This window comes from Allosphingosinicella sp. (assembly GCF_036403745.1).
In the GTDB taxonomy this organism is placed as follows: Bacteria; Pseudomonadota; Alphaproteobacteria; order Sphingomonadales; family Sphingomonadaceae; genus Allosphingosinicella.
The window spans coordinates 1-14,067 of sequence record NZ_DASWQI010000040.1; the positions used below are offsets into that span (position 1 = coordinate 1).

12 protein-coding genes are annotated in these 14,067 nt (G+C 66.3%); 3 read left to right on the forward strand and 9 right to left on the reverse strand.

Features of this window, described 5'->3' with window-relative positions; genetic code table 11:
* Positions 1–65 precede the first annotated feature (65 nt).
* The 3 genes from rpoB to VGC56_RS05990 all read right to left on the reverse strand — a co-directional run bounded on the left by rpoB (position 66) and on the right by VGC56_RS05990 (position 6,999).
* Entirely contained in the window at positions 66–4,223 is a 4,158-nt protein-coding gene (rpoB, locus tag VGC56_RS05980) for a DNA-directed RNA polymerase subunit beta (RefSeq protein ID WP_464123931.1), read from the reverse strand.
* Positions 4,224–4,508: 285 nt separating this feature from the next.
* Complete coding sequence (locus tag VGC56_RS05985) at positions 4,509–6,734, reverse strand: KAP family P-loop NTPase fold protein (protein ID WP_464123933.1); 2,226 nt, start codon at positions 6,732–6,734, stop codon at positions 4,509–4,511.
* Between the two features lie 91 nt (positions 6,735–6,825).
* Positions 6,826–6,999, reverse strand: coding sequence for a hypothetical protein (locus VGC56_RS05990; RefSeq protein WP_464123935.1), 174 nt, complete (start codon positions 6,997–6,999; stop codon positions 6,826–6,828).
* Between the two features lie 88 nt (positions 7,000–7,087).
* Here VGC56_RS05990 and VGC56_RS05995 point away from each other — a divergent pair, with 88 nt between their 5' ends.
* Entirely contained in the window at positions 7,088–7,507 is a 420-nt protein-coding gene (locus tag VGC56_RS05995) for a reverse transcriptase-like protein (RefSeq protein ID WP_464123937.1), read from the forward strand.
* On the opposite strand, the gene VGC56_RS06000 is transcribed toward VGC56_RS05995, so the two are convergent.
* Entirely contained in the window at positions 7,497–8,330 is an 834-nt protein-coding gene (locus tag VGC56_RS06000; protein ID WP_464123938.1) for a hypothetical protein, read from the reverse strand. The genes VGC56_RS05995 and VGC56_RS06000 overlap by 11 nt on opposite strands.
* A 171-nt stretch (positions 8,331–8,501) precedes the next feature.
* Here VGC56_RS06000 and VGC56_RS06005 point away from each other — a divergent pair, with 171 nt between their 5' ends.
* The gene (locus tag VGC56_RS06005; RefSeq protein WP_464123940.1) at positions 8,502–8,681 is read left to right on the forward strand and encodes a hypothetical protein; all 180 of its coding nucleotides are present in this window, start codon (positions 8,502–8,504) and stop codon (positions 8,679–8,681) included.
* Between the two features lie 425 nt (positions 8,682–9,106).
* Here VGC56_RS06005 and VGC56_RS06010 read toward each other — a convergent pair whose 3' ends face one another.
* The 3 genes from VGC56_RS06010 to VGC56_RS06020 all read right to left on the reverse strand — a co-directional run bounded on the left by VGC56_RS06010 (position 9,107) and on the right by VGC56_RS06020 (position 12,031).
* A complete protein-coding gene (locus tag VGC56_RS06010) occupies positions 9,107–9,607 on the reverse strand; it encodes a YaiI/YqxD family protein (protein ID WP_464123941.1) in 501 nt (166 codons plus the stop codon).
* Between the two features lie 162 nt (positions 9,608–9,769).
* Positions 9,770–11,491, reverse strand: a complete 1,722-nt coding sequence (locus VGC56_RS06015; protein WP_464123942.1) for a DEAD/DEAH box helicase — start codon at positions 11,489–11,491, stop codon at positions 9,770–9,772.
* Positions 11,492–11,581: 90 nt separating this feature from the next.
* Positions 11,582–12,031: a hypothetical protein gene (locus tag VGC56_RS06020; protein WP_464123944.1), complete on the reverse strand. Its 450-nt coding sequence runs from the start codon at positions 12,029–12,031 to the stop codon at positions 11,582–11,584.
* Positions 12,032–12,216: 185 nt separating this feature from the next.
* Between VGC56_RS06020 and VGC56_RS06025 the strand changes: the two genes are divergently transcribed.
* Positions 12,217–12,576 (forward strand): hypothetical protein, encoded by a 360-nt coding sequence (locus VGC56_RS06025; protein WP_464123945.1) that lies wholly within the window; start codon positions 12,217–12,219, stop codon positions 12,574–12,576.
* Between the two features lie 75 nt (positions 12,577–12,651).
* Here VGC56_RS06025 and VGC56_RS06030 read toward each other — a convergent pair whose 3' ends face one another.
* Together VGC56_RS06030 and VGC56_RS06035 are read right to left on the reverse strand one after the other, a co-directional pair.
* Positions 12,652–13,656, reverse strand: coding sequence for a DNA/RNA non-specific endonuclease (locus tag VGC56_RS06030; RefSeq protein ID WP_464123948.1), 1,005 nt, complete (start codon positions 13,654–13,656; stop codon positions 12,652–12,654).
* Positions 13,646–14,065, reverse strand: coding sequence for a hypothetical protein (locus tag VGC56_RS06035; RefSeq protein ID WP_464123949.1), 420 nt, complete (start codon positions 14,063–14,065; stop codon positions 13,646–13,648). Before VGC56_RS06035 ends, VGC56_RS06030 begins: the two co-directional genes overlap by 11 nt.
* Positions 14,066–14,067 lie beyond the last annotated feature (2 nt).

Sequence of the window (14,067 nt, forward strand, 5' to 3'; positions counted from 1 at the left end):
ATTGTCTCGGGCCCTCACCCGGCGCTTCGCGCCTGCCCTCTCCCGCACGGGGAGAGGGCTCATTCTTACTCCGCAGCCTCGGCGAACCCGTCGCTGTCCAGCGCGTGGCTGTTCAGCTCGACGTTGAGGCCGAGCGAACGCATCTCCTTGACCAGCACGTTGAAGCTCTCGGGGATGCCGGCCTCGAACGTGTCGTCGCCCTTGACGATCGCCTCGTAGACCTTGGTGCGGCCGATCACGTCGTCCGACTTCACCGTCAGCATCTCCTGCAGCGTGTAGGCGGCGCCGTAGGCCTGGAGCGCCCAGACCTCCATCTCGCCGAACCGCTGGCCGCCGAACTGCGCCTTGCCGCCCAGCGGCTGCTGGGTGACGAGGCTGTACGGCCCGATCGAACGCGCGTGGATCTTGTCGTCCACGAGGTGGTGGAGCTTCAGCATGTAGATGTAGCCCACCGTCACCTTGCGGTCGAACGTGTCGCCGGTGCGGCCGTCGAACAGGGTGACCTGCCCGGACGGGTCGAGACCCGCCTTGACCAGCATCGCCGAGACGTCCGCTTCGCGGGCACCGTCGAACACCGGGGTGCCCATCGGGATGCCGCCGACGAGATTGGAGGCGAGCTCCATCACGTCCTCGTCCGTCCTGGCGTCGATGTCGGCGTCGTAATTCTCGCCGTAGATGTCCTTGAGCTTGACGCGCACGTCCTTGACGTCCTTGCCCGCCAGGCCTTCCCCGCGGTGCTGGATGCCTTCCAGCATCTCCGAGATCTGCTTGCCGAGGCCGCGGGCGGCCCAGCCAAGGTGGGTCTCGAAGATCTGCCCGACGTTCATGCGGCTCGGCACGCCCAGCGGATTGAGGACGATGTCGACCGGTGTCCCGTCCTCGAGGAACGGCATGTCCTCGTTGGGCAGGATGCGGCTGATGACGCCCTTGTTGCCGTGGCGGCCGGCCATCTTGTCGCCGGGCTGCAGCTTGCGCTTCACCGCCACGAACACCTTGACCATCTTGAGCACGCCCGGCGGCAGCTCGTCGCCGCGCTCGATCTTCTCGACGCGATCCTCGAGCCGGCGGCGGATCACCGCTTCCGCTTCGTCATACTGCGCCTTGAAGGCCTCGAGATCGCCCTGGACGCGGTCGTCCTTCACCGCGAACTTCCACCATTCGAAGGTCTCGACCTCGTTCAAGCCGGCCTCGTCGATCACCGCGCCCTTCTTGAAGCCCTTCGGCGCCGCCGTGGCGGTCTGGCCGACGAGCATCTCGCGCATGCGGGCAAAGGTCGAGCGCTTCAGGATGGCGCGCTCGTCCTCGGCGTCCTTGCGCAAGCGATCCTTTTCCTCGGCCTGGATGGCGCGGGTACGGTCGTCGATGTCGATGCCGTGGCGGTTGAACACCCGCACCTCGACCACCGTGCCGGACACGCCCGGCGGCAGCCTGAGCGACGTATCGCGAACGTCCGACGCCTTTTCACCGAAGATGGCGCGAAGGAGCTTCTCCTCCGGCGTCATCGGGCTTTCGCCCTTCGGCGTGATCTTGCCGCACAGGATGTCGCCCGGCTCGACCTCGGCGCCGATGTAGACGATGCCGGCCTCGTCGAGGTTGCGCAGCGCTTCCTCGCCGACGTTCGGGATGTCGCGGGTGATGTCCTCCGGCCCCAATTTGGTGTCGCGGGCCATCACCTCGAACTCTTCGATGTGGATCGAGGTGAAGACGTCGTCCTTCACGATCCGCTCGGAGATCAGGATCGAATCCTCGTAATTGTACCCGTTCCACGGCATGAACGCGACGAGCACGTTCCGGCCGAGCGCCAGCTCGCCCATGTCGGTCGAGGGACCGTCGGCGATGACGTCGCCGGCCTCGACGATGTCGCCCACCTTCACCAGCGGACGCTGGTTGATGCAGGTGTTCTGGTTCGAGCGCTGAAACTTCATCAGCGTGTAGATGTCGACGCCGGACTTGCCGGCCTCGATCTCGCCGGTGGCCCGCACGACGATGCGGGTCGCGTCGACCTGGTCGACGATGCCCGACCGGCGCGCCGCGATGGCGGCGCCGGAATCGCGCGCGACCGTCTCTTCCATGCCGGTGCCGACGAACGGCGCCTCGGCGCGGATGAGGGGAACGGCCTGGCGCTGCATGTTCGAGCCCATCAGCGCGCGGTTGGCGTCGTCATTCTCGAGGAACGGAATGAGCGAGGCGGCCACCGAGACGAGCTGCTTGGGGCTGACGTCCATCAGGGTGATCTGGTCGCGCGGCGCCATCAGGAAGTCGCCCGCCCGGCGCGAAGAGACGATCTCCTCGCCGAAGGTGCGGTCGTCCTTGAGCTCCGCGTTCGCCTGGGCGATCGTGTGCTTGGCCTCTTCCATCGCCGACAGATAGACGACCTCGTCGGTCACCTTGTTGTCGATCACCTTGCGGTACGGCGTCTCGATGAAGCCGTATTTGTTGACCCGGCTGAACGACGCCAGCGAGTTGATCAGGCCGATGTTCGGCCCTTCCGGCGTCTCGATGGGGCAGATGCGGCCATAATGGGTCGGGTGGACGTCGCGGACTTCGAAGCCCGCGCGCTCACGCGTGAGACCACCGGGCCCGAGCGCCGACACGCGGCGCTTGTGGGTCACTTCGGACAGCGGGTTGGTCTGGTCCATGAACTGCGACAGCTGCGAGGAGCCGAAGAATTCGCGCACCGCGGCCACCGCCGGCTTGGCGTTGATGAGGTCGTTCGGCATCACCGTCGACACGTCGACGCTGGACATGCGCTCCTTCACGGCGCGCTCCATGCGGAGCAGGCCGACGCGATACTGGTTCTCGAGCAGCTCGCCGACCGAACGCACGCGGCGGTTGCCGAGATTGTCGATGTCGTCGATCTCGCCCTTGCCGTCCTTCAAATCGACGAGGGTCTTCACCACCGCGACGATGTCCTCCTTGCGGAGCGTCGTCACGGTGTCCTCGGCATCGAGCTCGAGGCGCATGTTCAACTTCACGCGGCCGACGGCCGAGAGGTCGTAGCGCTCGGGGTCGAAGAACAGGCCGGCGAACAGGGCCTCGGCAGTCTCCTTCGTCGGGGGCTCGCCGGGGCGCATGACGCGGTAGATGTCCGAAAGCGCGCTGTCGCGGTCCTCGGACTTGTCGGCCTTCAGCGTGTTGCGCATCCAGGCGCCGGTCGCGACATGGTCGATGTCGAGCAGCTCGATGCGGTCGATGCCGGCCTTGTCGAGCATTTCCAGATTCTCGGCGGAGACTTCGTCGCCCGCCTCGATGTAGATCTCGCCGGTCTTCTCGTTGATGAGATCGTAGGCGGAATAGCGCCCGAAAATCTCCTCGGTCGGGATGACGAGCTGGCTCAGCCCATCCTTCGCCGCCTTGTTGGCGGCGCGCGGGGTGATCTTGGTGCCGGCCGCGAACACGACCTCGCCGGTCTCGCCGTTGGCGACGTCGTAGGCCGGCTTCTGGCCGCGCCAATTCTCGGCGACGTAGGGGATCTGCCAGCCATTCTTGCCGCGCACGAAGGTGACGCGGCCGTAGAAGGTGTTGAGGATTTCCTCGTTCGCCATGTCGAGCGCGTGCAGCAGCGCCGTCACCGGCAGCTTGCGCTTCCGGTCGATGCGGACGTTGACGATGTCCTTGGCGTCGAACTCGAAATCGAGCCACGAGCCGCGATAGGGAATGACGCGCGCCGCGAAGAGATATTTGCCCGACGCGTGGGTCTTGCCGCGGTCATGGTCGAAGAGCACGCCCGGCGAGCGGTGCATCTGGGAGACGATCACGCGCTCGGTGCCGTTGACGATGAACGTGCCGTTCTTCGTCATCAGCGGCATGTCGCCCATGTAGACGTCCTGCTCCTTGATATCGAGGACCGAGCGGGTCTCCGTATCGGGATCCACTTCGAAGACGATGAGGCGCAGGGTGACGCGCATCGGCGCCGCATAGGTCATGCCCCGCTGGCGGCACTCGTCGGTGTCGTACTTGGGCTCCTCGAGCTCGTAATGGACGAAGTCGAGCTCGGCGGTACCGGCGAAATCGCGGATCGGGAACACCGAGCGCAGCGTCTTCTCCAGCCCGGAGACGTAGCCGTCCTGCGGCCGCGAGCGCAGGAAATGCTCGTAGCTCTCGCGCTGCACCTCGATGAGGTTCGGCATTTCCGAAACCTCATGGATGTTGCCGAAAATCTTGCGGATGCGCTTGGAGGCCGTGGAACGGGTGTCCGGGGCCTTGGGAGCGGTGGTCGCCATGGTGATCGTGTCGCCTCTGCCTGCGGGGCGAAGAGCCCCGGAAATTCTGGTTCCCGGGAAGCCCGGGAGCCCTGCCGGCCTCTGAACCCCGCTTGAAAAGCGAGGCGAAGCCGATGCGAGTCGCAGCTAAAGACGCAAAAAGCCGCGAGTCCCGCATCGTGGAACCGCAGCTTCAGCGTCTTGAAAACCCCGCCCGCTCAATGCGTTGGCCACACTGCGCGACGGCGCGGCCTGTTCCGATACGAATGGGGTGTGGGGGCTATTTAGGGAGGGGGAGGGCAGGGGTCAAGGGGTTGGGCTTTCTTCCCCGCCAGCCGAACCGAGGACTTGTGCTGTGAGTCTCTTGGCCGCGTCGCGGAGAAAGGCATCAATCAGCTCCTTGTCAGCGGCGGAGAATTTATCCTCGTCGCGGAGCTTTTTCGCGGCGCGGGCGATCTCCTGTAGGTCGAAGAAGGTCCATGAAATTGGCCCCCGCAGCTCCCGGTACCTTCCGCCCGTCGATTGAACATCGGCCATGACCATATCGACGAGAAGAACTATCAACGCCGGATCATGAATATTCGCTCCTATCCACTTCTTTATCTGTTCAGAGCTTTCGAATGTTTCCCAGAGGAGGAGCGCTTGCCATGGGATTGGAGCGTCGAGCAGGCTCAGCGGGTCCTTCGCTAAGGCACTCGCGAAGTCTTGAGCCAGCCGCTCCACTTCCTGCTTTTTCAGAGCGCTTGGATCGACGCTCCTCTGAACTTCATCATCGGACCGTTCCCGATATTCTTCGTATTCCCTTGTGATAACCAGAGCGCGGGTCGACAATCCAGCCTCTCGGAACCCCGTCCGAAGCACTTCAAGGCGACGTTCTTCTGGAATTTGGAGTAAGCACCGATGCACGAGCCCGCTCAATTCCATGCGAGCGCCCCACCACTCCATCTCCGGCTCGTTCTTGCCGGTTCTCAAAATTTCTTCGCCTCGTGTTAGGAGAGTCTCGAGAAGTGGCTCGGCTGGTTCAAATCTGTCGCTGGTGATGTCCCGCAAGACTGCCAGCAGCTTCGGCAGGAACGTGCCTCGTCCGGTCAGCGCAACTCGCTTCGATGCATCAGTGACCGCGACATTGAGGGCGTGCGCGTCGCCTACTGAATCGCGAAGGTGCTCGCGTTCCCGTTGGGTGTATTCGCCCAGCGGCGGGCTCATCCTGAAAAATGCGTCGAACCCACGCCCTGTCCCCACTCTCCAGCGGTCGCGGATCGGCGATTCCCCCCAGTGGTGATTACCGGGCAGGTACTTTGCAGCCTTCGGAAAGGTACGATGAAAAATGCGAACCACTGGTTGGCGCCGCATATCAGGGACCCTGTTGACTACTGCTTCGATCACCAGTCTCCTCTCATCATCGGACATGAGAAGGCTGGGTTCGGACACCATGACGGCTCGGTGTTCGCGAATTCCTTCATAGAAATCCCGCTCGAATAGTCGCCACAGCTCCATGACGAAAAGATCGGGGAAATATGCCTCACCGGTTATGGTTGGCCAAGTCACTGACAGAGTGTTCGTGAAACGAACGACGTCGCGTGGCGATTTGAGGTAGAAAGAAAGCGCTAGGTTTATCGCGTAATACCAGTCCATCTGGTCAAACTCAGGCTCATTAGAAATCAGAGGGTCGATTCCTCTCGCAATCAACCTCTTCAATCCATCCTCACCGGCAGGAGGAAGGTCAAATTCCGCTTGGACGATCTTCTCTCGATAAGTTGGAAGCCTGCGCTCGCCGGCGTCACCTCGCAGATCTGCGATAGAACTATCTACAATGTTCCGATCATAAACTAAGAGGTGGGTCACCTGAGGTAAGTTGCCAAATGTTTTCACGAGGGTAAGCGTCTGCCTTAGTTCTGATGGCTGGAGACGATCCAAGTCGTCCACGACGATCAGTACGCGTCCTTCCATTCGCCCAAGTTTTTTTGTTAGCTTGTCAAAGCGCCGCCGAAGGCTTGAATTTGATGTGGTTTTTAGAGCCGCCACAATCATCCCGCGAACGGCGCCTGAAACTGCTGCTGAAGCACCAGATGTGGTGACGGTAGCCGCAGCGGCACCGACGGCTGATACCGATGATCCAATCGCGTCGGCATGCTCTGAGGCCTTGCTCAGTGCTCCTCGAAGCTGCCTCCATAAGCGTGTGATAAGCCGCGGCCGGCGAGGAGATATGGCCTCCTCCACGGCATCTCCTAAAAGGCTGAGGTAGCCTTTGGTGAGAGCGTCAACAGTGACGAAGAACCATGGGTTAAACGATCTCGTTACTACGCGCCGCGCATCACTATAAGCTAAGTCGCTCTCTCGAACCCGATTCAGACAAAGATTGACGGCGCTACTCTTGCCCATGCCCCAGCGCGCCTGCAATCCTACTACGAACCCGGTATCAGGAGCGCGCTCAACGAGGCCGGTTGCGAGGGCGTCAGCGAACGACGCAAACCCAAGGAGATCGTCTTCGGGACGCTCGATAGGAGCATCTCCGCCGAGGCTACTTGTCATGCTAGGTCTCGTTCCATCTGGGGCAGCATAATCAAGTAGAGAGAAAGGGGACAGTCACTGTGACTGCGCGCTCGCCGAGCCCGAGCGCGCGCTAGCGCGTCCTCGGCAGCCGCTTGCCCTTCGTACGGCTGGTGAGGTGAAATGCCGCGCAGCGGTCGCAGCAATACGGCAGCAGCAGGAGCCCCGAGCCCTCGGCAGCGGCCCGCGCCTCCTCCTCGGAGGCGAAGCGGCGCTTCTTCGCGCAGATGCTTTGCCGGGTTCGCATTTCCCATCCTTTCTGCAAATCGAGCCGCAGGGCCAGCCGAACCATTGCCTTTGCCGCGCCGCCGGCCTCCACTAGGTCCGCGCCAGTCATGTCGAAACCCGAAGCCTTACTCCGCCCTCGACGGCTCAAAATCTTCTTCGACGGCGGCTGTCGGCCTAATCCGGGGCGGATCGAGGCGGCCGTGGTCGCGCGCGGCGTCACCCACTTCTTCGACGATCTCGGCTTCGGCACCAGCCATGACGGCGAATGGCTCGCCCTCATAATGGCGCTGCGCGTCGCCCAGTCGCTCGGAGAGCCCGACTTCGAGCTTGTCGGCGACTGCGCCAACGTCATCGCCCAGGCCAACGGCCTCGCCCGCTGCCGCACCCAAGCGGCCGCAGAGCATTACGCAAGCTTCCACGCCTCCGCCGCTGCGGGCGCACCGAGGCGCATCCGATGGATCGCCCGCACCCAGAACCTCGCCGGCATCGCCCTCGCCCGCCGGCGCGCAGGCGCGATCAGGCCGTGATTGCGGCCGCGTCAGCCCGCGGCGGCGCCGCGCGCCCCTGCTTCGCGCCGAACCAGGCCCAGGCCACCACCGCCATCGACACCGCCAGCCCCGTAGCCGCCAGCACCGGCGTCGGCACGGCGGCCACTGCCGGCATCAGCGCCTCCCAACCCGCCGCCCTGCCGAGCGTCTGGAAGGCCAGGCTCTGCAGCGCCAACCCGCCGGCGGCGACGAGGAACGGCCACGCCGTCTTCGGCCGCCGCGTATAGATCGCCACCGCCACCACCAGTGCCAGCGCATTCGAAAGGTGGAAGCCGAGCGCGAACTTGTAGAACTCGCCCGGCCCTCGAATGGCGAAGGGGCCGCCGATCTGCAGCAGCCGGACGATGATCGGCGTCACCAGGAAGAAGGGGATGGCAAGCATCGCCGCGGCGTGGACCAGCACCGCGCGGCGGCGGCTGACCGCCAGCCAATAGAGGTAGAGGACGATGAGGCTGCCGATCAGGTCGACCGGCGTCAGCCGGGCGCCGAACAGGATGTGGAACGGCCCGTCCTTGGCGGCGAACCCCCCGGCCATCATCTGCACGATGAGCAGCCCGCTCACCCAGAAGAGCGGGAACAGCGCCAGGCTCGTGCGGCCCGACAATTTGTGGAGCGGCCGCGCGTCGCGGTGGATCGACCAGCTCTGCACGGCCAGGAGCGCCACCCACAGGGCCGAGGTGATGCCATGCGCATGGAGGATCCAGGACACGCTGCCAAGCCGCCCGAAATAGCTCGGCCAGAAGGCCAGCGCGACCGCGGGAAACAGGCCGAGCACCCACAGCCAGGCGTGACGATATGGCATAAGCTGATCCCCCCGACCGGAAAGCTAACATGGGCTCGCGTGGGAGGGAAGCGGGGCGCGGACGGGGTGGCGTCGCCGTTTCAAGCCAGCCGCTGACCCCGTCGCCCTTCGGCCCGCGTTCCTATATGCTCGGCGGAAAGCAAGGAGACGGTCGTGCCGCTACGAACGCATGTGAGCCGGATGATTCACGGCAAGCGGGTGCGTGTCGAGTTCGAAGCGAAAGACGACAGCCGCGAGGCGATGGTTGCGATGTTCGCCGAGCTGACGGCCTTTCAGCTGGCTCAAAAGAAAATCGCGGCCGCGAAGGTCACGCGCACATCGTTCCGGAAAAAAAAGAAATTCGATCGCTAGAGCCCATGCCGATAATTCAGTGACAGGGTGTTTCGGTGACAGTGCACTCAACTCGTCGCGAGGCGCGAACGAGCATTGGCCGGTAATAGTGCACTGTCACCGAAACTCCACCCGGGGTCCGCGCACCGGGAAGGGGTCGCGCAACGGACCGCCAGCGACCCGGCAAAGACCCGGCATCGGCACGGCAACGACCCCGCAGTGACACGGTAAAGACCCGGCAGTCACACGACACGCTCACGGTACGGCCCGGCATGCAATTTCGGCCGTTTGATGGCCTCCCGGACCTTCCAATCCGCTGCAGTTTCTGCTATGTTCCCTGGAACCAAAGGGGTTTGAATGAGGAGGCGACTCGCTAACCGGACAGGACCGACCGACCGGCAGACCGGGTCGGGCGGCGCCGACCGGAGCGGAAAGTTTTTTTAATATCAGGAAAGTTCGAAACTTCCGCGCCCTCCGCGGCCTCGCTTGAGCCGGACCAGTGCCTCGTCGAGGGCCTGGAGGAAGCGGGAGCGGTCGGCCTTGGCGAAGGGGGCGGGGCCGCCCACGGCGTCGCCGCCGGCGCGCAGGTCGGCCATGATGGCGCGGGTGGCGACGGCGGCGCCGATCGAGCTCGTGGTGAAGGGCTTGCCGGTGGGGCCGAGCACGGTGGCGCCGGCCTTGAGCGCCCGGTCGGCGAGGAGGATGTCGGCGGTGATCACCACCGTCTCGGGGCCCGCCGCCTCGGCGATCCAATCGTCGGCGGCGTCGAAGGCGTCGCTGACGACGACCCGCTCGATCAGCGGGTGCTCGGGGATGCGGATGCGCTGGTTGCTGACGATGGCGACCGGCACGTCGTGGCGCCAGGCGACCTTGTAGACCTCCTCCTTCACCGGGCAGGCGTCGGCGTCGACGAGGATGCGCGGCGCGGGGCTGGCAGCGGGCGTCACAGCACGTCCCCGAACATGAACCACAGCATCCCGAACCACAGCGCCAGCGCGGCTACGCCGATCAGCGCCGTGCGGAGCCTGAGGCCGGAGGAGGGATCGCCGTGCATCGCGGCTCCCTACCGCCCGGCGGGGCGCTTGCCCACCACCGGGACGCGCCTCGCGTCAGCGCGTCCGTGTCGCCTTGCCGGGATGCGCCGGCCGCGCCTGGTAGCGCTTCTGCGGCGGCGGACCGTCGGCGCGGCGATTGGCCTTGGCGGCGTCGCGCGGATTGCCCTGGAAGGCCTCGATCCGCACTCCGCCCTCGTCGTCGCGGTCCGACGCGGTACGCTTCACCGCCTGCATGAAGCGGCCGGCGACGGCGCGCGGGATCTCGAAGATCGTCTCGTTGGCCGCGATCCGGATCGCCCCGATCTCGCCCCGAGTCAGATGGCCGCGGCGGCAGAGCAGAGGCAGGAGCCAGCGCGGATCGGCATTGTGGCGCCGGCCGATGTCCATGCGGAACCAGATCGTGTCGTCGAAGCCCTCGCGATGCGCCTGCTCGCGCGGAGCCGAGCCCTGCGGCCCAGTGCCCGAAGGTCCGTCGACCAGTTCCTCGGGCGCCGGCATGCGGCCGCGCACCGAGCGTACCAAAGCCGCGGCGATCTCCTCGGGCGACTGGCGCTCCATCAGGGCGCGGGCGATCTCGCGGTCCTCATCGTCCGCCTCGACCGGCTCCATCAGGCTGGCGAGCAGCCGCTCGCGGTCGGCGGCGCGGATGTCCTCCGGCGTCGGCGGCTTCACCCACTCCGCCTCGATCCGCGCCCCGCGCAGCACCATCTCGACGCGCTTCCGGCGCGGATAGGGGACGAGGAGCACGGCGATGCCCTTGCGGCCGGCGCGGCCGGTGCGGCCCGAGCGGTGCTGGAGCGTCTCGGCGTCGCGCGGCAGCTCGACGTGGATGACGAGGGTGAGGTTGGGAAGGTCGATGCCGCGCGCCGCGACGTCGGTCGCGACCAGCACTCGCGCGCGGCCGTCCCTGAGCGCCTGCAGCGCCTGGTTGCGCTCGTTCTGGCTGTGCTCGCCCGACAGCGCCACCGCGCTGAACCCGCGCTCGGTCAGCGAGCTGTGGAGCCGCCGCACGTTCTCGCGGGTGGCGCAGAACAGGAGCGCGCTCTCCGCCTCATGGAGCCTGAGCGTGTTCACCACCGCATTCTCGATATCGGCCGGCGCCACCGTCATCGCCTGGTAGGCGATGTCGCCATGGCCGCGCTCCTCGCCGACAGTCGAGATACGCAGCGCGTCCTTCTGGTAGCGCCTGGCGAGCGCGACGATCGGCTTCGGCATGGTCGCGGAGAAGAGGAGGGTGCGGCGGGTCTGCGGCGTGGCGTCGAGTATCTCTTCCAGATCCTCGCGAAAGCCCATGTCGAGCATCTCGTCGGCCTCGTCGAGCACCGCGACCTTGAGCTTCGACAGGTCCAGCGCGCCGCGCTCCAGATGGTCGCGAAGCCGGCCCGGCGTGCCGACGACGATCTGCGCGCCCTGGCCGAGCGCGCGCCGCTCCTTGGACGCATCCATGCCGCCGACGCAGGTCGCGATATACGCCCCGGCCGGCCCGTAGAGCCAGATCAGCTCGCGGCTGACCTGCAGCGCGAGCTCGCGCGTCGGGGCGATGATGAGCGCGGCGGGCTCGCGCATCCGCGGCACCGGGCCGCCGTCCGCGAGCAGCTGCGGCGCCATGGCAAGGCCGAAGGCGACGGTCTTGCCCGAGCCGGTCTGCGCCGAGACGACGAGGTCGCGCCCGTCGGCCTCCGGTTCCAGCACGGCGGCCTGGACGGGGGTGGGTGTGTCGTAGCCGCGCGCGGCGAGCGCCCCGGCGAGGAGCGGCGGAAGATCTGCAAAAGGCATGGCCGCCATGTGGGGCAGGGGAGACGCAAGGGCAAGGGCGTATCCCGTCCGCACCCGCCCCTCACTGCCCCGGCCCCGCCGCCGGGGGCCTCACCGGTGCGGCGCGGCCGCCGCCTTGCCGGGATTCGCCCAGGTCGCGCCCCAGGCATTGATGTCCCCGTCCGCGGGATCGTTGAGGGCGACGGCGCCGGTGTTTCCCCGGTGCGAGATGGACGGGCATTGCGACGCCAGCCCGCGATAGTCGAACGACCGCTCCTGGCGGGTCTTGTCGGCGATGTACCAGGTGCCGTTCGCGATGCCGCCGGTGGTGGTATATTCGATTCCGACAGAGGTGTGCGGCGGCACCGTGCACGGGCCGTTCGTGCGATTCTTGCAGGCGAAGAGGCCGGTGGTGAAATGGACGTTCCCGCTCGAGTTGGTTGCGCGGAAGGTCCAGGGGTTCGCCGAGCGGTTGTAGACGTGGCGGGTGCAAGCGGCGTCTGCGGCGCCGGCGATGGCGATGCTGCCGACGGCGAGGATCGTCGCGAGGTAGATGCGCATGGCCTTGTCTCCTTCGAACGCGGGCGCCAAATCGCCCGGGCCGCGGCCTGCAGTCGCCGAGAACGGGCGCTCCGACTCGCCCCGGCATCGTTTCATAGCCGTGACGAAAGCGATAGCCCCCACGCTGCGGACGCTGGGTTGCGATGCGCTTTGGCTCGTAACATAGTGGTGGTCAGGGAGGCCCCGTGCCGCATCTGCGAACCTTGATCCTGCTCGCCTGTCTCGCGCCTGCTGCGGCCTCCGCCGGTCCGAAGAAGCCGTTCGTCGAGCCCGGCACTCGGCCGAATGCGGGCGACGTCGCCGGCGAGCCCGAGGGTGCGCGGCCGGACGACCGCTTCGCCGACCTCCGGCTTCAGGTCGACAAGCGCGGCTATCCGACCCACTGCGCGATCCTCAAGACCAACATCCCGAACCCGGAGACGCGCGCACAAGTATGCGGCGCCTTCATGGCCGACTGGCATGTCGAGCCGAAGATCGAGGGCGGGGTGGCGGTGCCGCAGGTGGTGCTGCGGCACATGGTTCTGCGCGGCAAAAGGCACCGCTGAGGCGAGCCCGGCGAGGCCCCGGGCTGGCGACCGTGCGACCGACTCCCTGCCGTCCCAGGCCGTCAGGGGACGCCGTCAGTCCCCGCCGTCGCCCTTGCACTGCGCGACATGCGCCCACGGCGTCCCCGCACTCGCTTTGAGCAGCGCCTGCCGCCTTTGGTCGTAATGCGGGAAGAAGGTGAGGCCTGTCAGCCCCTCGATCTCGCTGATCGGCTTTACGTAGAGCGACAGGTCGATGGTCGATCCGATCACCGCGTTGGGCAAGAGGAAGCCCACGGCGCGGTCGGTCTGGGCGTCGTAGACGATCTTGAAGAAGGCCCGCGGCACGGCGACCTTGTCCCGCCCGATCGCCTTGCCGCCGGGATCGTAGACCGGCCCGGTATAGACGTAGAGGTCCGCATGGCCCCCGCACGACACCCAGGCGCGGACATTCTCCTCGAGATATTTCCACGCCCCGCGGTTGAAGCCGATGCCGATCTGCGGCGCCATGTTGGTGAAGTAGAAGCTGTCGTCCATCGCCTTCTGGCTGAACGAGGCGTCGCCGGCCGGGGCCTGGTGGCCGCGGTCGAAATGCAGGCCGGCATAGTCCCAATTGCCGGCGTCGGTGCCCTTGACGAACGGGTCCTGCTTGAAGGCGTTGGAGCGCTTGGCTGTGCCCTTGAGGTCGGCGGGCGTCAGATGCTCCATCACCCAGTCGGGATCCCGGGTGTCGGCGTCGAAGGCGAGGACGTAGGTGCGGCGGCAGACAAGCGTCTCGCGTGCCTTGCTGTCGGCGGCGTTCGACGGGAGCAGATTGCCGTACCGATTGAGGCAGTCCGGCGTGTCCATCCCCGCGGTGGGGGGCGGAGGCTGCACGGTGCCCGGCGCCGCGGGCGCGGCCGCGACGACCCGGCCGGCCGGCGGCAGCGGCACCGGCTGGGCTTGCGGCGCCGCGAGCGCCAGCGCCGAGATGGCGATGGGCGCGACGGCGCCGATCGCATGCACGATGTGGCGCTTGCGCAGCGGGTGCGTGCGGTGCGCCGCTGCGGCGGGGTCGACGCGGCGGTGCGGCGGGCGGCGGTGCGCGGGCTTACGCGCCATTGACCGGATCCGCTCCGGGGGCGGTGTTCGCCGCAATCACGGCGTCGGAATGCTTCTGCGAGGTCTTCGCCGCCGCCTGGATGCCCTTCGACGCCGCGTAGCTGGTACCGCTGACGCCGAGCAGCAGGATGACGTTCTGCGGGATGTCGACGAACTTGCCCGATTCCAGGCAGAGGACGAGGTAGACCCCGGCGATCACGAAGGTGAAGATCAGGAACTGGAAACGCGACAGGCTCGCCTTCGGAACCTCGGGCGGCACGTCGTCGGCGATCCTCGCCTGGGCGTCGGGATCGGCGGGCTCGGCGAGGAGGTAGGTGAGGTTGATCTGGTTGGTGACCACCCGCCAGGCGATGATCAGCGCAAAGACGCAGATCACGACCGCGAGGCACCCCGCGATCACTGCCGACAAGA